At 74.5% G+C, this 17,054-nt stretch carries 12 protein-coding genes and 1 pseudogene; 11 read left to right on the plus strand and 2 right to left on the minus strand.

Annotated elements, in window-relative coordinates; translation table 11 throughout:
• Positions 1-52 precede the first annotated feature (52 nt).
• Complete coding sequence (locus tag ACSNOK_RS18335) at positions 53-2,440, minus strand: glycoside hydrolase family 65 protein (RefSeq protein ID WP_436781782.1); 2,388 nt, start codon at positions 2,438-2,440, stop codon at positions 53-55.
• Entirely contained in the window at positions 2,437-3,180 is a 744-nt protein-coding gene (locus ACSNOK_RS18340) for an HAD family hydrolase (protein WP_436781783.1), read from the minus strand. The genes ACSNOK_RS18335 and ACSNOK_RS18340 overlap by 4 nt, the downstream gene beginning before the upstream one ends.
• Positions 3,181-3,503: 323 nt before the next feature.
• Here ACSNOK_RS18340 and ACSNOK_RS18345 point away from each other — a divergent pair, with 323 nt between their 5' ends.
• The 11 genes and pseudogenes from ACSNOK_RS18345 to ACSNOK_RS18395 all read left to right on the plus strand — a co-directional run.
• Entirely contained in the window at positions 3,504-4,346 is an 843-nt protein-coding gene (locus tag ACSNOK_RS18345) for an SDR family oxidoreductase (RefSeq protein ID WP_436781784.1), read from the plus strand.
• Between the two features lie 1,119 nt (positions 4,347-5,465).
• On the plus strand, positions 5,466-6,251 hold the full coding sequence (locus tag ACSNOK_RS18350) for a TSUP family transporter (RefSeq protein ID WP_436781785.1): 786 nt from the start codon (positions 5,466-5,468) through the stop codon (positions 6,249-6,251).
• 223 nt (positions 6,252-6,474) lie between these two features.
• Positions 6,475-7,242, plus strand: a complete 768-nt coding sequence (locus ACSNOK_RS18355; protein ID WP_436781786.1) for a TauD/TfdA family dioxygenase — start codon at positions 6,475-6,477, stop codon at positions 7,240-7,242.
• A 338-nt stretch (positions 7,243-7,580) separates the two neighbouring features.
• On the plus strand, positions 7,581-8,822 hold the full coding sequence (locus ACSNOK_RS18360) for a hydroxymethylcytosylglucuronate/cytosylglucuronate synthase (protein ID WP_436781787.1): 1,242 nt from the start codon (positions 7,581-7,583) through the stop codon (positions 8,820-8,822).
• 37 nt (positions 8,823-8,859) lie between these two features.
• Complete coding sequence (gene blsE / locus ACSNOK_RS18365) at positions 8,860-9,852, plus strand: cytosylglucuronate decarboxylase (protein ID WP_436781788.1); 993 nt, start codon at positions 8,860-8,862, stop codon at positions 9,850-9,852.
• Positions 9,840-10,808 carry a CGA synthase-related protein gene (blsF, locus tag ACSNOK_RS18370; protein ID WP_436781789.1) on the plus strand — a complete coding sequence of 323 codons (969 nt, stop codon included), beginning with the start codon at positions 9,840-9,842 and terminating at the stop codon, positions 10,806-10,808. The genes blsE and blsF overlap by 13 nt, the downstream gene beginning before the upstream one ends.
• Positions 10,809-10,894: 86 nt before the next feature.
• A complete protein-coding gene (blsG, locus tag ACSNOK_RS18375) occupies positions 10,895-12,061 on the plus strand; it encodes an arginine 2,3-aminomutase (protein WP_436781790.1) in 1,167 nt (388 codons plus the stop codon).
• Positions 12,058-13,236: a DegT/DnrJ/EryC1/StrS family aminotransferase gene (locus tag ACSNOK_RS18380; protein WP_436781791.1), complete on the plus strand. Its 1,179-nt coding sequence runs from the start codon at positions 12,058-12,060 to the stop codon at positions 13,234-13,236. Before blsG ends, ACSNOK_RS18380 begins: the two co-directional genes overlap by 4 nt.
• Complete coding sequence (locus ACSNOK_RS18385) at positions 13,233-14,510, plus strand: ATP-grasp domain-containing protein (RefSeq protein WP_436781792.1); 1,278 nt, start codon at positions 13,233-13,235, stop codon at positions 14,508-14,510. Before ACSNOK_RS18380 ends, ACSNOK_RS18385 begins: the two co-directional genes overlap by 4 nt.
• 47 nt (positions 14,511-14,557) lie before the next feature.
• Positions 14,558-15,793 carry an MFS transporter gene (locus ACSNOK_RS18390; protein ID WP_436781793.1) on the plus strand — a complete coding sequence of 412 codons (1,236 nt, stop codon included), beginning with the start codon at positions 14,558-14,560 and terminating at the stop codon, positions 15,791-15,793.
• Between the two features lie 144 nt (positions 15,794-15,937).
• Positions 15,938-17,054 (plus strand): annotated as a pseudogene (locus ACSNOK_RS18395) (hypothetical protein); the annotation flags it as partial.

Here is a 17,054-nt window from a genome sequence, read left to right on the forward strand (position 1 = left end):
CCGGGGGGGGGGGGGGGGGGGGGGGGGGGCCCCCCCCCCCCCGCCGGCCGCCTCACCGGTAGCCGGGGGGCGCCTCCGCCTCGGCGTGGGCGACCGCGCGGCGGCGCGCCGGGCTGCGGCCGGCGGGCTGGTCCGGCGCGGGCCGGACGGGCAGCTTCGGCACCTCGCGGGACTCCGACGAGGCGGGGGTGACCGTCAGCGGCCGGCCGCAGTGCAGGATGTCCAGCGACTCCCCTTCGAGGAGGGTGTAGGTCGCCGTGGTGCCCGTGATCTCCACCCGCAGCCGGCGCCCCCGGACCTGGAGGTTGAAGGCGAGCCTGCCGAGCTGTTCGGGCAGCCGGGGCGCGAAGGCGAGCGCGTCGCCCGTGTCGCGCATCCCGCCGAACCCCATGACCAGCGCGAACCAGGTGCCGGCGAGGGAGGCGATGTGTATCCCGTCGCGGGTGTTCCCCTCCAGGTCGGAGAGGTCCATCATGGCCGCCTCGCCCAGGTAGTCGTAGGCGAGCCGCATATGGCCCACCTCGGCGGCCATCACCGCCTGCCCGCAGGCGGACAGGGACGAGTCGCGGACGGTCAGCGCCTCGTAGTAGGCGAAGTTGCGCGCCTTCTGCTCGGGGGTGAAGGCGTCGCCGCGCAGGCACATGGCGAGGACGAGGTCCGCCTGTTTGACGACCTGCTTGCGGTAGAGGTCGAAGTAGGGGAAGTGCAGCATCAGCGGGTACTGGTCCTCGCCCGTGTGCGCGAAGTCCCACATCTGGTGGCCGGTGAAGCCCACCGACTGTTCGTGGACGCCCAGTTCCTCGTTGTACGGCAGGGTCATCCGGTGGGCGGCGTCGCGCCAGGCGGCGGTCTCCTCGTCGTCCACGCCGAGGGTGCCGGCCGCGTCCGGGTGGCGTTCGGCCGCGGCGGCGGCCGACCGGAGATTGTGCTGCGCCATCAGGTTCGTGTACAGGTTGTCGTCGCAGATGGCGCTGTACTCGTCGGGGCCGGTCACGCCGTCGATGTGGAAGTCGCCGTGGTGGTCGTGGTGGCCCAGCGACCGCCAGAGCCGGGCCGTCTCGACGAGCAGCGGCAGGCCGATCTCCCGCTCGAAGTCCTCGTCGTCGGTGGCGGACACGTAGCGCACCACCGCGTCCGCGATGTCGGCGTTGACGTGGAAGGCGGCCGTGCCGGCCGGCCAATAGGCGGAGCACTCGTCGCCGTTGATGGTCCGCCAGGGGAACGCGGCGCCCCGCAGCCCGAGTTGGCGGGCGCGGGCCTGGGCGGCGGGCAGGGTGCTGTGGCGCCAGCGCAGGGCCTGTTCGACGGCCTGGGGGGCGGTGTAGGTGAGGGCGGGCAGGACGAAGGTCTCGGTGTCCCAGAAGCAGTGGCCGTCGTAGCCGGGTCCGGTGAGGCCCTTGGCGGGCAGGGCGCGGGCCTCGCCGCGGGCGCCCGCCTGAAGGACGTGGAAGAGGGCGAACCGGACGGCCTGCTGGATCTCGGCGTCCCCGTCCACCTCGACGTCGGCGCGGGCCCAGAAGCGGTCGAGGTAGGTGCGCTGCTCCTGGAGCAGGCCGCGCCAGCCGGTGCTGGTGGCGCCGGCGAGCGCGGCGTCCACCTGGTCGTGCACGGCGGACACCGAGCGGACGGCCGACCAGCCGTGGGCGACGAACTTCTCCACTCGCAGCCGCTGTCCGGAGCTCAGCCGCGCGGCGACGGTGAGCCGGCTGAGGTTCTCGCTGCTCTCCGAGTGCGTCTCGGTCTTCTCGGGCCCGTCCACGACGTGGTCGGCCGAGACGGCGATCTTCAGGTCGCTGCGGGCGGTGCGGTGCAGCAGCCGCAGCCGCGAGCCGTGGGCGGCGCACTGCTCCGGGACGAGCGGGTCCTTGAGCCGGGACGCCGTCCGCGGGTCGCCGCCCGGGTCGGGCATCTCCTCGTTGGCCACCAGCTCCGACTGGACGACGATCCGCACGTCGCCGTCGAGGGGCTCGACCTCGAACGCCACCGCCGCCACCGCGCGCTGGGTGAAGGAGACCAGCCGGGTGGAGCGGACGCGGACGCTGCGGCCGCTGGGCGAGGTCCATTCGGCGGTGCGGTGCAGCAGGCCGGTGCGGAAGTCCAGGACGCGTTCGTGGCGGTGGAGTTTGCCGTAGCGGAGGTCGAACGGCTCGTCGTCCACGAGCAGCCGGATCACCTTGCCGTTGGTGACGTTGATGACGGTCTGGCCGGACTCCGGGTAGCCGTAGCCGGCCTCGGCGTAGGGCAGCGGCCGGAACTCGAAGACGCCGTTGAGGTAGCTGCCCGGCAGTCCGTGCGGCTCGCCCTCGTCGAGGTTGCCGCGCCAGCCGATGTGGCCGTTCGACAGGGCGAAGACCGACTCGCTCTGGGAGAGCACCCCCAGGTTGAGCTCGGTCTCGCGGAGGCACCAGGGTTCGACCAGAAAGGCCGGATGAGTGATCACGCCGTCTCCCCCAGAAGGTCGGAAAGGTCGTCCACGACGACGTCCGCGCCGTGCTGCCGCAGCGCCTCCGCCTGGTCCGCCCGGTTGACGCCCACGACGTGGCCGAACTTCCCGGCGCGGCCGGCTTCCATGCCGGCCAGGGCGTCCTCGAAGACGGCGGCCTCGGCCGGGGTCACGCCGAGCGCCTCGGCGGCGGCGAGGAAGGTGTCGGGGTGCGGTTTGCCCGGCAGGTGCCGTTCGGTGGCGACGAGCCCGTCGATCCGCACCTCGAACAGGTCCTCGATGCCCGCCGCGACGAGGACGTCGCGGCAGTTGGCGCTGGACGAGACCACGGCCCGGCGCAGCCCGGCCGCGCGGACGGCCTCGACGTAGCGGACGGAGCCCGGGTAGGCGTCCACGCCCTCCTTCTTGATCTTCGCCAGGACCAGGGCGTTCTTGCGGTTGCCGAGGCCGTGCACGGTCTCGCGGTCCGGCGGGTCGTCGTCGGTCCCCTCGGGGAGGGTGATGCCGCGCGAGGCGAGGAAGGAGCGGACGCCGTCGGCCCGGGGCATGCCGTCGACGTACGTGTCGTAGTCGGCCACCCGGTCGAACGGCCGGAAGTCCGGCCCGTCGCGCTCGGCGAGGTAGGCGTCGAACATCTCCTTCCAGGCCGCGGCGTGGACGGTCGCCGTCTGTGTGAGAACGCCGTCCAGGTCGAAGAGACAGGCGCGGACGGTGGCGGGCAGGCCGAGAGCGGTCACGGTGTTTCCCCTTTCCCTGGTCGCCGCACCGCCTGCCCCGTGCGGGGACGAATCACTCGTTCGCTCGTGTGCGGGGCGGCGGCGCCGGGGAGCGGCCGGGCCGCCCGGGGCCCGCGCGGCACCCCGGCGCACGCCCGCTCACGCGGGCCGGACCCGTCGCGGAGGCGGGCCCGCTCCGCTGGGTGCGTTTGTCCCGTCCCGGGCGGGTACGCGGAGGCGGTACCGAGAACGACCCAGCCAACCGGCGGCCCCGCGGGCCCCGGCCGAGGCGGCCGAGGGCCGCGCCCGGCCGGCGGCGCGGGGGCGCGGAGCGAGGAGGCACGATGAGCAGCCGGCCGGCACAGCGGCAGGAGGTCCCGGGCGTCGAGAAGGAGCTGCGGCCCCGGGCGGACCACGGCGAGGAGAGCTACCGGGGGTCGGGGCGGCTGAAGGGCAAGGCGGCGGTGATCACCGGCGGCGACAGCGGCATCGGCAAGGCCGTGGCCATCGCCTACGCCCGGGAGGGCGCCGACGTCCTGATCTCCTACCTGGACGAGCACGAGGACGCCCGGGACACCGCGCGCCTGGTGGAGGAGGCCGGCCGGCGGGCCGTGCTGGTCCACGGCGACCTGGCCCGGCCCGAGCACTGCCGCGAGGTGGTCGCCAAGGCGGTCGAGGAGTTCGGCCGGATCGACGTCCTCGTCTCCAACGCCGCGTTCCAGATGACCCACACGACACTGGAGGAGATCCCGGACGAGGAGTGGGACCGCACCCTCGCCACCAACCTCAGCGCGATGTTCCACCTGTGCAAGGCCGCCCTGCCGCACATGAGCGCCGGGGCCTCGATCATCGGCAGCAGTTCGGTGAACTCCGACACGCCCGTGCCTACGCTGCTGCCCTACGACGTCACCAAGGCGGGCATCGCCAACTTCTGCGCCGCGCTGGCGCAGCTCGTGGGAGAGCGCGGCATCCGGGTCAACAGCGTGGCTCCCGGGCCGATCTGGACGCCGCTGATCCCCTCCACCATGCCGCCCGAGCAGGTGGAGAAGTTCGGCGAGGACACCCCGCTGGGCCGGGCGGGGCAGCCGGCCGAGGTGGCGCCGGTCTATGTGCTGCTCGCCTCCGACGAGGGCAGCTACGTCTCCGGCGCCCGCGTCGCGGTGACCGGCGGGAAGCCCATTCTGTGAGCGCGGCGCCCGACGCCCCCTGATACCCGCCGGAACTCACCACGCCCGTCGAGCCGCACGTCCGGCCGTCGCCCACCGGCCGGGGCGCACCGGGGCTCCAGGCGGGCCGGGTGGCCGAGACCCGGGAGGTCGGCGACGCGGACGGGGAGATCGCCCGGGTCACGGACGGGCCGCTCGCCGGGCGGACGCCGCGCGAGCCGGCCCTGGACCATCCGGACGGGCCCGTCGGCCCCGGGTGGCGCTGCCCGCGCGCGGCGGGACGCGGCCGCTGCCGACGGCGGGGCCGTATTTCGCGCTGGAGCGCTGGACGGTCCCCGCCGGGAAGACGCTGCGCCACTCCTTCACCGAGGCCCTGGTCGTCACCGCCCTCGACGCCCGGCGGAGCTTCGCGTTCCGGGGCCCACGCGGACGGTGGGCCGGGCCCGGACGGTCCCGCTGCCGGCGGCCCCCGGCGAGGTGGAGCCGCAGAGGCCCTGCTCGGCCCTGGCCGGTCGGCTGCCCGGCGATGTGGGGCGGGACGTCCGCGCGCCCCTGCCGGCCGCGCGGGCCATCCGCCGGAGGCGGTGGCCGAACCGGTGGCGGGCGGGCGGGAGTCCGGGGCCGCCTGACACCGCCCGGCCACGGCGCGATTCTCAACCGGCCCGGCCGTCACGGGAATTGCGCGCCCTTTCCCGGCCGCCGATTCCGCTTCGGCGGCCGGCCGCTTTCCCGCTCGGCGAACCGGCCCGGCCGCTTTCCCGGCCATCGCGCGCGGGAAAGCGGCCGCTTCGGCACTCGGGGGCATTCCCACCACCCCGCCGAATGGTGCCGCGGGCAACCGCTTCACGGTCGTATGTGACCTGGCTCTCATCACGCAATCAGGGAGTGACGCAGAGCTAGGACGGCCATACGATTTCGGCTAGTTGATCTTCCCGCGCCACCCGCGACCGTTCGTACCGCAGCAGTCCCCGCATTCAGTTCGCCGTCCGCGCGGCCGTGTGCCGTGCGGAATACGCCGTCCCCCGCGCAGCTCACCCGCGCGCCGCGTTCACGTGCCGTTCCGGCCGTCGCCGCGCGCGGTTTCCCCCACCGCTCACCGTCCCCGCCCGGGACTTTTCCCTGGAAAGATTCGGTCACTTTATGGAATGGCAAGCTGTAGTCGCCCTGTTAGCCGTGGCCGCCATGGCCGGCTGGGTCGACGCGGTGGTGGGGGGAGGCGGTCTCCTGCAATTGCCCGCGCTTCTCGTCACGGCCGGTTCGTACCCCGTGGCCTCCATGCTGGGAACGAACAAACTCGCCGCCACGCTGGGCACGTTCACGGCGGCCATGGTGTACCGCCGGAAACACCCCATCTCCCGGAAAGTGGTCCTGGTCGGCGGCGGCGCCGCCGTCACCGGATCCGCGGCCGGCGCACTGGTCGCGACGGCCGTGTCCTCCGACTTCCTGCGCCCGGTCATCCTCGCCCTCCTCGTCGCGGTGGCCGCCTTCGTCCTGCTGCGCCCGCAGTTCGGCACCTCCTCGCCGACGAGCCCCGACGCCTGCCGGGACGCCCCGGAGCGCCGGCACGTCGCCCGCCTCGTCCTGCTGACGGGGGCCGGCATCGGCTTCTACGACGGCCTCGTCGGCCCGGGCACCGGAACCTTTCTCATCATCTCCTTCACCACTCTGCTCAGCCTGGAATTCATCCAGGCGTTGTCGACCGTGAAGATGATCAATGTCGGCACCAATCTGGGCGCACTGCTGGTCTTCGCCGCGCAGGGCCATGTGCTGTGGGCGCTCGGGCTCGGCATGTCCGTGTTCAACGTCGCGGGCGCGCTGGTCGGCGCGCGCATGACGCTGTCCCGGGGCAGCGGATTCATCAGAGGCGTGCTGCTGTTCGTCGTCGCCGCCATGGTGATCCGGCTCGGATACGACCAGTTCGCCTGATCCCGGGATCCCGCCGAGCGGGAATTCCGGCCCCGCCGGGAAATACCGGCCGCCGGTCAAGGGAACGGCCGTACGGTTCCGCCGAGTCGGCCCGGCATTCCCTTTCCCGTACATCAGCCGTTTCACCTTCCACGCGGAACTCCCGGCCGTCCGGCCGCCGTTCCCCGCATTCCCCTTCACTCACACCCTTACCCGCCCACCGGGCGCCACACGAGGAGCAGCCATGCCCAAGTCCCCCGACAGCGTTCTCTCCTGCTACGACGTCAATCACGACCTGCTGCCCGACAGCGTTCTCCGTTACGCCTTCCGCCAGCTCCTGGGAAACAACGGATACGTCCATCTCGTGAACGTTCCGGAAAGCTTCGACCACGTCGCCTTCCTCAAGGAGCTCGGTGACTTCCAGCCGACGCCCACCGGAACGGTGATCGGCGATCTGAAGCCCGAGGCCGACATGGACGACATCTACCACGCCCAGAACCGCAAGCCCCTGGTGCCGCACTCCGAGGGATACGAGTTCCGCGGACTCCCGCCGCGCTACATGGCCTTGTGGTGCGTGAAGCCCGCGTCCGGGCCGGGCGGCGAGACGACGATGCTCGACGGGCAGCGCGTCCTGCGCGAGTTCACCGAGGACGAGCAGCGGCACTTCCTGGAGACCCCCTACACCTGGAAGTCCACCGAGGGGCTCGCCCGCCGGGGCGTGCACCACACCGTGGAGCATCCGGTTCTGGAGGACGTCGACGGGGAGCGCGTCTTCCGCTTCTCCTACAACAACCTGGTCGTGCCGGAGGGCGACGACCTGGCGACCCGGCTGCTGAAGCGCGGCAAGGCGATCTACGACGAGAGCCACGTCGCCGTCCAGTACGAGGAGCGCGACATGATCGTCTGGAACAACTGGCGCATGCTGCACTCGCGCAACGCGTTCGAGGACCCGACCCGCCACCTCAAGCGCGTGCAGATCGCCGCTCCGGTCAGTCTCGCCTCGGCCGCCTGACGACGGGATCCGGCCAGAACGCACCCCACCGGGTGCGTTCTCCGGCGCCACGCGCCGGGAGCTCACCACCCGGGGTGACGATCGCGCCGCCACCCCGGGGAACCCATGGGCCTCCGGCGCCCCACACACGTTCCCCCAAAGCCCCACACGCCCCTAAAGACTGATTTAACGTATATAGATATTTACCAACGGATTCTCCTTCTTGGCGGGGATCCTCCGGTTTCGGCCCTTGTGCTCGCTCGGCGAGTACGTGAGCGTTGCCCCGGTACCGCCCGCCGACCTCCCCCGCCACGCCCGCTCACGGCACGTCCGGGGAAGCACCGAGAAGGAACCCGTCGATGCGCCCTCTCCGCCCTCCCGCCCCGTCGCCCGCGACCGTCGCCGTCACGGGCGTCGAGTTCGGCTGGGGCAGCGCGGGCAAGCTGAGCGCCGTCCTCGGCGCCCTCCGCCGGCCCGGCGACCGGGCGCCGCTCCGGTTCGTCGGCCTGGGGTCCGCGCTCGGCCGTCCCCTGCTGGCCGCGCACGACGTCGACGCCTGGTACGACCTGCCCGCCGGGGACGGCCTGCGCCCGGCCGTCGAGGAGCTCACCCGGACCCACCGGCCGCGCGCCGCGCTGGTCGTCCTGGACGGCCGGGTCGCCACGGCACTGGAGGCCGCGGGCGTCCCCACCGTGTTCGTCGACAGCCTGCCGTTCCTCTGGACCGAGGGCGACCGGGCCGGCCTGCCGCTCGACGCGACGGCCTACTGCGCCCAGCGCTGCCCCGAACTGCCGCCCGAGTGCGGGGACGTCCTGGCCTCCGCGCGCTCCCTGCGCTGGGTCGAGGCCATCGTCGGCGCCGTCCCGGGCGCCCGCGCGGACCGGCCCGGCGCCCGCCCGTGGCGCCGGGCGCTGGTCAGCCTCGGCGGCCTGCGCGCTCCGGGCCTGGCCGACTGGACGGCCTACCCCCGCGCCGTGGTGCCCGCCGCGCTGCGGGCGCTCGCCGCGCACGGCGTCCGCGAGGCGCGCCTGGCCGGCAACCTGCCGGCCGGCCTGCTCGCCCGGCTCACGGCGGACGTCCCCCCGGCCCTGCGGGTGACGGCCGGGCCGCTGCCGCACGCGGCGTTCCTCGCCGAACTGGCGCGCTGCGACGTCCTCGTGACGTCCCCGGGCCTGACGACCCTGCTGGAGGCCGGGACGCTGCGGGTGCCGGCGGTCTGCCTGCCGCCGCAGAACGTCAGCCAGATCCTCAACGCCCGCTTCCACACCCGAGCGGTCGGCGCGGACGTACGGGCCGGGTGGCCGGCGGACGTCCTGCGCGAGGACGAGGCGCTGGCGCTGCGCGCGAAGGGCGAGGAGCACGCCCTGGAGCTGGTCTACGGCGCCGTGGCCGGGGCCGCCCGGTCCGGCGGGACGGTGTCGGGCGCCCTGGAGGCCGCCCTCGGGGCGGCGCTGCGGCGGGCCGGCGGCGTCACCGACTGGGGAGCCCTGGCCGCGGCCGTCGGCACCGGGGGCGCCGCGCAAGTGGCGGGCGTGGTGCGGGAGATAGTGCGGCGGGGGCCCCGGCCCTGCCCGCCGGCCTCCGCGTCCCCCGGTACGTGACGTCTTCCCCCCGTACGGTCCGAAAGGTCGCGCGCCGATGCGCCAGCGTCACCGTTATCTGTTCGTCAGGATCCTGGAAGCCTGCAACGCCGACTGTTTCATGTGCGAGTTCGCGCTCTCGCGCGACGCCTACCGCTTCTCCGTGGAGGATTTCGAGGAGCTGCTGCCCGAGGCCCGTCTGGCGGGCGTGCGGTACGTCCGTTTCACCGGCGGGGAGCCGCTCATGCACCGGGACGTGGTGGAGCTGGTGCGCGTGGGCGCGGCGGCCGACATGCGGATGTCCCTGATCACCAACGGGATGCTGCTGCCGCGGATGGCCCGCCGGCTGGCCGACGCCGGGCTGGCCCAGGTGATCGTCAGCCTGGACGGCGCCTCGGCGGCCACCCACGACCTCTACCGCCGCTCCCCCGGCATGTTCGACAACGGGCTGGAGGGACTGCGGGCCGCCGCGGGGCTCGGCGTCCTGCCGCGGGTCAACACCGTCGTCGGGCCGCACAACTACACCGAGATGCCGCTGCTGCAGAAGGTCCTCACGGACGCCGGGGTACGGCAGTGGGAGCTGTCGGCGCTGAAGCTGGACCGCTCCATCGCCTACCCGGACCCCGACCACGTCCGGCAGGTGTGCGACCCGGTCTACGACGCCGACCCGGCCGAGCTGCTGGTGCCGCTGGGCAAGCGGTTCTACGGGGACACGCCCGAGGAGCGGGAGCGGTACTTCACGGAGTCGGTGACCCCGCGCGCGTCCCGGCCGCTGTGTCACGTCGTCGACGACGTCGTCTACCTCGACGCGCGCTCCGGCCGGACGTACGCGTGCAGTTGCCTGCCGCACCGGGAGGGCGGCGACGGGCCGTCCGCGGGCGCGCCGCTGCGCGAGAACGGCGTGGTGGCGCTGGACACGCCCGTGTTCCGCGCGCACGCGGACTTCTTCCGCGCGCACGGTCCGGAGCTGTGCGGGGGCTGCTCGACGACGGCGGCGGGGTACAGCGACGACGTCGCCCGGCTGGGAGCGGTGCCGCCATGGCGGTACTGACCCCGACGGGCGGGGCGGTGTCGCCCCCGCGGATGCGTGTGCGCCTGGTGTGCCGGGAGCGGCAGTTGGACTCCGTGCTGGCGTGCCGCCGGATCGCCGCGCACCTGGGCGGGCTGACCACCGTCACCGGTCCGCCCGACGCGTCCGGGGCCCCCGGCCCGCCCGCCGACGCCGCGCTGGTCTGCGACGACTCGGCGGCGACCGAGCGGCTGCTGGCCCGGGGCGTCCCGGTGCTCCATCTGTACGCGGGCCACCTCCCCGCCGTCCCGCCCCGCCCGGCCGGCCGGGCGCTGTACCGGCTGCACCGGCCCGGCTGGCTGCCCGGCCCGGCCGGGACGGAGGACGGAACGACGGACGGTGTGCCGCTCGGAGCGCCGGGCGTCCGCCCGACGGGTCTGCTCGCGCCCGCCCGTACGGCCAGGAACCGGGACCGCGCCGGCACCCTCGTCCTGCTGTCCCTGTGGGGCGTCCCCGCCGACGAGGCCGAGGCGTTCGTCCGGGGGCCGCTGGCCGCCCTGGCCCGGGCCGCGGCCGAGCGCACCGGCCGGTGCGAGGTCGTCAGCGACACCGCCCTGGCGACGGTGCGTACCGCGCTGGCGGCCGCGGCCGGCGGCGGCGCGGTACGGGTGCACCGCGCGGCGGCGGTGGACGCGGACGCCCTGCACGCCGGCCGCGCGGTGCTCCTGGCCTCCCCCACGCCGGGCGCGCTGGCCCTGGCGCAGGCGCGCCGGGCGCCGCTCGCGCTGCTGCCGCCGCTGGGCGCGGCGCAGAGGGACCTGGCCGGGCGGGTGGCCCGGGCCGTCCCGCTCCCGGTGGCGCACGACCCGGGCGACCCCGCCCTGTGGGCGCCGCCGGACCACGGCCCGTGGGACGTCCTCGACCCGGCCGCGGACGACCTGCGGGGCGCCCAGCGCGTCGCCCGGAGCGTCCGGCAGCTCTCCCTCGCGCCCCCGTGACGCCGCCCGGCCGGAGCCGGCACCCCGCACGTGTCCCACCCGTACCCGCACCACGCCACCGACCGCCTGTCGACGCTGGAGCCGCCATGTCGGACACACCCGGTGTACCCCCGCCCCCCGCAGATCCCGCCGGTTTCCGCCCCCGCGTCCCCGCGGCGCAGTGGGACGACTGGCGCTGGCACATGCGCAAGCGCATCAACACCGTGGAGAAGGCCCGCCGTTGGATCCGGCTGACGCCCGAGGAGGAGAAGGCCGTCGAGGGCTCGGCGGGCAAGTACCGCTGGAGCGTCACCCCGTACTACGCGTCCCTGATGGACCCCGACGACCCGTCGTGCCCCGTCCGCCTCCAGGCCGTCCCCGCGCCGGCGGAGCTGACGGAGTTCCCGGGCTCGGACGTCGACCCGGTCGGGGACATGTACTACCGCCGCACCAACCGGGTGGTGCACAAGTACCCGGACCGGGTGATCCTGCTGGTCACGGAGGCCTGCCCGGTCTACTGCCGGCACTGCACCCGCAAGTTCCACACCACCGACCTGTCCGGTACCTACTTCCGGGACGACGAGGGCGGGTCGTTCGACGAGGACCTGCGGTACATCGCCGAACATCCGGAGATCCGGGACGTCCTGCTCACCGGCGGCGACCCGCTGTCCTACCCGGACGGCAAACTGGAGGAGATCGTCTCGGGGCTGCGGGCCATCCCCAGCGTGGAGATCATCCGTATCGGCAGCCGGTTCCCGGTGCTGCTCCCGCAGCGCGTCACCGAGGGCCTGTGCGCCATGCTGGAGCGGTACCACCCGGTGTGGCTGAACACGCACTTCAACCACCCCAAGGAGATCACCCCGGAGGCGGCCGCCGCCGTGGACCGGCTGCTGCGGCACGGCATCCCGGTGGGCAACCAGACCGTGCTGCTGCGCGGGATCAACGACGACGTCACCACCATGCGCACTTTGATGACGGAGCTGCTGCGCGTCCGCGTCCGCCCGTACTACCTCTACCACTGCGACAACGTCACCGGCGTCTCGCACTTCATGACCTCCGTGGAGAAGGGCTGGGAGATCATGGAGGGCCTCCAGGGCCACATCACCGGCTTCGGCGTCCCGCAGTACGTCCTCACGACGAAGATCGGCAAAATCCCCGTCGCCAAGCCCTACTTCACCGTCCTCCCCGACGGCCTGCTGCTCCGCAACCACCGGGGACAGGAGATGGTCGTCGACGCCGCCGCGTACCCGATCACGGAGTCCGATGCGTCATGAGCCTCGACAAGCGCCTGGGGCAGCGTTTCCTCCCCTACGGAGCCAACTACCTCGACTGGTCGGACCTGCGCGAGCTGCGCGAGGCCGTCGGCCAGGGCGTGCTGTTCCGCTACCAGACCGAGGGCGAGTCCGTCGCCTCCCGGCTGGAGCGGCGGGTCGCCGAACGCCTGGGGGCCCGGCACGTGCTGGCCGTGCACAACTGCACCGAGGCCCTGCGGCTGGTGCTGATCTCCACCCGGCCGCGCACCGGCGACCTCGTCCACATCCCGGCGGTGACCTTCGTGGCGGTCGCGGGGGCGGTGCTCGCCAGTGGGCTGGTCCCGGTGCTCGTGGACGTGGACGAGTCCCTCTCGCTGGATCCGTCCCTGCTGCCGGCCGGCGCGGAACGGGTGATCACCGCGCATATGGAGGGCGCGGTGGCGCCGCTGCCGGAGGGCGTTCCCTATGTGGTGGAGGACTGCGCGCAGGCGCTCGGGGCGCGGTTCCCGGACGGCCGGCACGTGGGGACGGCGGGGTACGCCGGAACGTTCAGCTTCCACCACAACAAGGTGCTCACCTCCGGCGAGGGCGGGCTGGTCACCACCGGTGACCCCGACGCCTGGGCCACCATGCGCCGCTACCACGACCACGGTTCCGCCCGGGTGCCGGGCCACTACCCGACGTGGGACGCGGACGCCCACTTCGGGGAGAACTTCGTCACCAGCGAGGGGGTGGCGGCCATCCAGTTCCAGCAGTTCCGCCACCTCGACGAAGTGCTGGCCGGTCTGGAGCGGCACCACGCGATCGCCATGGACGGCCTGCCCTCCCGCCCCGACCTGCGGGTGCTGCCGCGGGCGGCGGGCGATGTGAAGACCAGTGTGCGGTTCCGGTGGGAGAGCCGGGAGCTGCGGGACGCGGCCGTCGCCGCGCTCACCGCCCGGTCCATCGCCAACTGGACGCTCGGCAAGTACCTGTTGCCCGAGCATCCCGTGCTCACCGGCCGCCGGTCGCTGTACGCCGACGGCTTCCCGTGGAACCTGGCCCCCGAAGGCCCGCTCGCGCTCAGCCGCGACGGCTTCGCCCGCACCCGCGACCTGCTGGACCGCACCCTGTGCGTCCCCCTCTCCCCCGAACTCACCGAGGCGGAGCAGATCCTGGCCGTCAAGGACCTCCGGCAGACCCTGGAGGCGGTGTGAGCGACCGGGGCGGCGTGAGCGACCGGGAGCCGGTGCTGCTGCTGGCCGACGACCGGGCCTGCTCCTTCTCCCGGTACGCGGTGCGGGCGCTGCCCGGGCGGCTGGTGCTGCTGCGCTTCGCGGAGGTCCGCCGGGATCTGTCGGACGACTACCTGGACGAGACGGCGCACGTGCCGGCGTTCTGGGTGCGCGAGGGCGTCCCGCTGGAGGAGGAGGCCGCCCGGTACGAGCGCTGGGCGGCCGGCCTGCCCGTCCGGCCGGACCGCTTCTGCAACCCGTCGGAGCCCCGGCAGGCCGTCGCCCAGCGGTTCGCGGAGCTCGTCGGGCTGCCGCACCTGACGCGGCGGCAGGTGGCGTGGGTGCGGGACAAGCAGGCGATGAAGGACAGGTTCCGCGAGCTGGGGCTGCGGACCGCCGACTACGCCCGGGTGTTCGGGCCGGCGGACGTCGAGCGGTTCGCCGAGCGCCGCGGCTGGCCACTGGTCCTCAAGCCGGTGGACTCGTTCGCCTGCGTGGACACCCACCGGCTGACGGGTCCGGCGTCCCTCGCGGCGATCGACTTCGGCGCCCGGGAGTGGCTCGTCGAGGAGTTCCTCGGCGGGACGGAGTGGGAGGTGTGCGCGCTGGTCCACGCCGGGCGGGTGCTGGACGCCTGGCCCAGCGCGATGCCGTGCCGGCCGCTGGACATCGTGGACGGCGCCATGAACGCCAACATCAGCGTGGCGACCGGCGAGGGCCCGCCGGTGGACCTCCGCGCGCTGGTACGGCGCGTCGCCGAGGGCATGGAGCTCGACCACGGCTATGTCCACATGGAGTTCTTCCTGGTGGACGGCGAGGTGTACGCGGGCGAGGTCGGCGTGCGCCTGGCGGGCTGCGAGATCACCGCCAACCACGGCCACGCCTACGGCTTCGACGTCTTCGGCGCCACCCTGGACGTCTACCTGGGCCGCCGGCCCGCCCTCCGCTACGGGCGGCGCTGCTGCGCGGGCGACCTGCTGCTGCCGCTGCCCGGCTCGGGGGTGGTGCGGGCCGTCACCTCCCCGGAGGAACTGGCGCGCATCCCCGGGGTCGTCGAAGCCGTTCTCAAGGTGGGCGTCGGCGACGTGGTGACGGCCCGCCGCGCCTCGCACAACGCGTCGGGGTACGTCCATGTGACGGGTGCCTCGGTCGGCGAGGTGGAGCGGCGCATGCGCGCCGTCCTCGACGCCTTCGTCATCGACCTGGCGCCCGTGCCCGCGGCGGCCGGCCGGCGGGCCGGGGCCGCACACCCCTGACGCGCCGTCCGGCGCGGCGGGAGAGACCGGACGAGAGGCGAGGCACAGTGACCGACGGGCTGCCGCACGGCTTCCGTGAGCTGATCAGGCGTCATCACGTGGCGGGCGCGGCCTGCTGGAGCGTGGTGGCCCGGCTGCCGGTGTACCTGATGTCGCTGGCGATGGTCCTCGTCGTCCGCGAACAGGGCGGGGGGTACGCCCGGGCCGGGTCGGTGGCCGCCCTGTACACCGTCGGGATGGCGGTGGGCAGTCCGCTGATCGCCCGGTTCGTCGACCGCAGGGGCCGGCGGCCGGTGCTGCTGGCCACCGGGGTCGTCCACCCGGCGGCGCTCGCCCTGCTGGTGTGGGCGACCCGGCCCGGCGACTGGGCGCAGCCGGTGGTGGCGCTCGTCGCCGGGATCGCGCTGCCGCCCGCCAACGCCTCGATCCGCTCCCTGTGGGCCCGCCTGCCGCTCACGGAGGCCGAGCGCGAGACGGCCTATCTGTGGGAGGCGCTGCTGACCGAGGTGCTGATGGTGACCGCGCCGCTGCTGCTGGCCGCGCTGATGCTCCCCGGCTCGGCGGGGCTCGCCCTGACGGCCGTGGCCGTCGTCGGCGGCGCGGGCGCGCTCGGCCTGGCCCTGGCCCGGTTCCCGGTGGCGGGGGGCGGGACGGTCGCGGAGCCGGGCGGCGCGGTGGCGAAGCGGCGTCCGCTCGGGCCGCTCGGGGAGCCCGCGATGCTGACGCTGATGACGGTCATGGTGGTGTGCGCCGTGCCCGTCGGGCTGATGACGCTGGCCATTCCGGCGTTCGTCGCCGAGCACGGCTCGCCCGGCGGGACGGGGCTGGTGTACGCGTGCTGGGGTGTCGGCAGTGCCGTCGGCGCGCTCTGGCTGGGGCGGTCGCAGTCGAGGGTGGCGGTGCACCGGAGGTTCCCGTGGCTGGTGACCGCGTACGCCGCCGGCACGGCGCTGCCGCTGCTCGCGGTCTCGCAACTGACGCTGGCGGCGGCGCTTGCCGTGGGCAGCGCGCCCATCGCCCTGGTGGCCGCCAGTGAGATGACCCTGGTCAGCAAGGTCGCCGACGGCCGCTACCTGGCGGAGGCGTTCACCTGGGCGTCGCTGGCCACGGTGGTGGGCGACGCGGCCGGCCAGCAGGCGGGCGGGCTCATGATGGACCCGCTCGGGCCGCGGGGAGTGTTCGCCGCCGCCGCGGTCACGGCCTGCGTGGGGGCGGGCCTGGCGTTCGCCGGCCGGAGGCTGCTGGGCCGGCGGTCGGTGGCGGTGGCGGAGCGGGCGGCGTGACGGGGAGCGCGGAGGCCGGGGAGAGCGCGCCCTCGGGGCGTCCGGCGCGCGGTCCGCCGGCCCGGCGCCCGCCGAGCCCCCCGACCTTCCCGCCGGCCCCGCCCGGCGTCCACGGACCAGCGTACGAACACGAGGTGCCCTCCCATGAACCCCACCGTCAGCGAACAGCGGCACGAGCGGCCGCCCGCCGCGCCGGGCCCCGAGGTCTTCCGCCCGGCCGCCGCCGGCCGCTACCCGGCCGCCGTCACCGCGTTCCTGGCGTCCCCCGGCCGCCCGCCCGTCCCCGTACCGGTCGACGGCCGCCCCGACCTCGCCGACGCCCTCGCCGCGGCCAACGGCCTGTACGCGGGCGTCCGTTCGCCGCACCCCTTGGACCTGGGCATCGTCCTCGGCCCCGGCGACCTGCCCCCGGGCGTGGCCGAGCTGGCCCGGCCGCTGGCCCGCCGGTGGCTGGACGAGCGGGAGCTCGCGGACGCCGCGGGCTTCCCCGCCCGCCACCCCGGAACCCTCCTCCTCGTCGGCGTCCACGACCGGCTCCGCCTCTCCCCCGTCCGCGACCTGCTCCTGGCCGCCTACCGGGGGGCCGAACGGGCCCTCACCCTGCTGAGCGGGCGCGACGGGGCCTCCGTCGCCTGGAACGTGGCCAAGCAGTACGCCGCCACGGCGCCCGGCGTCGAGGCGCTGGGCCTGTTCACCGACACCGACCGGCCGCCCCGCCCGGACGGCGTCCGGGTCTTCGACGACCGGGACTTCGCCCGCGCCGACGTCCAGGGCGAGATCCTCGGCACCCGGTGGCGCCGGGTGGTCTTCCAGGGCCACGGCAAGGACGACAGCGTCAACCTGGGCGACTTCACCGTCTGCGGGCTCAACCCGGCGGTCCCCGCCGTCCCCGGCCTGCTGGGCCCGCGCTGCGCGTACGGCCTGCCGTGCTACAAGCCGGAGGACAAGCTGGTGCCGCTGCACCGGGTGGACGCCGTGGAGGTCGTGCTCAGCGCCTGCAACAGCGGTCCGCTCGCCGACCTGGCCCTCTACGACCCCAAGTACCAGCTGCTGCTCAGCGCCCTCGACGGGCCCGCGCGGACCGTCGTCTCCGCCGTCTCCGTCCACGACTCCGACCGCCCGGAGAACGTCGCCTGGATGCGCGCCGCCCTCGCCGGCGCCGACTCGGTGGACACCCTCAACGCCAGCCTCGCCGGCTCCCACCCGTATCCGGCGTTCCTGCGCTTCGGGATGCCGGGCGCGCCGGACGCCACCCCGCCCG

The organism is Streptomyces sp. URMC 126 (assembly GCF_051386555.1).
Taxonomy (GTDB): Bacteria; Actinomycetota; Actinomycetes; order Streptomycetales; family Streptomycetaceae; genus Streptomyces.

Excerpts from the sequence above, each read along its gene's own strand:
- ACSNOK_RS18345 (WP_436781784.1), top strand. The coding sequence starts at position 3,504 with ATGAGCAGCCGGCCGGCACAGCGGCAGGAGGTCCCGGGCGTCGAGAAG.
- ACSNOK_RS18350 (WP_436781785.1), top strand. The coding sequence starts at position 5,466 with ATGGAATGGCAAGCTGTAGTCGCCCTGTTAGCCGTGGCCGCCATGGCC.
- ACSNOK_RS18355 (WP_436781786.1), top strand. The coding sequence starts at position 6,475 with ATGCCCAAGTCCCCCGACAGCGTTCTCTCCTGCTACGACGTCAATCAC.
- ACSNOK_RS18360 (WP_436781787.1), top strand. The coding sequence starts at position 7,581 with ATGCGCCCTCTCCGCCCTCCCGCCCCGTCGCCCGCGACCGTCGCCGTC.
- blsE (WP_436781788.1), top strand. The coding sequence starts at position 8,860 with ATGCGCCAGCGTCACCGTTATCTGTTCGTCAGGATCCTGGAAGCCTGC.
- blsF (WP_436781789.1), top strand. The coding sequence starts at position 9,840 with ATGGCGGTACTGACCCCGACGGGCGGGGCGGTGTCGCCCCCGCGGATG.
- blsG (WP_436781790.1), top strand. The coding sequence starts at position 10,895 with ATGTCGGACACACCCGGTGTACCCCCGCCCCCCGCAGATCCCGCCGGT.
- ACSNOK_RS18380 (WP_436781791.1), top strand. The coding sequence starts at position 12,058 with ATGAGCCTCGACAAGCGCCTGGGGCAGCGTTTCCTCCCCTACGGAGCC.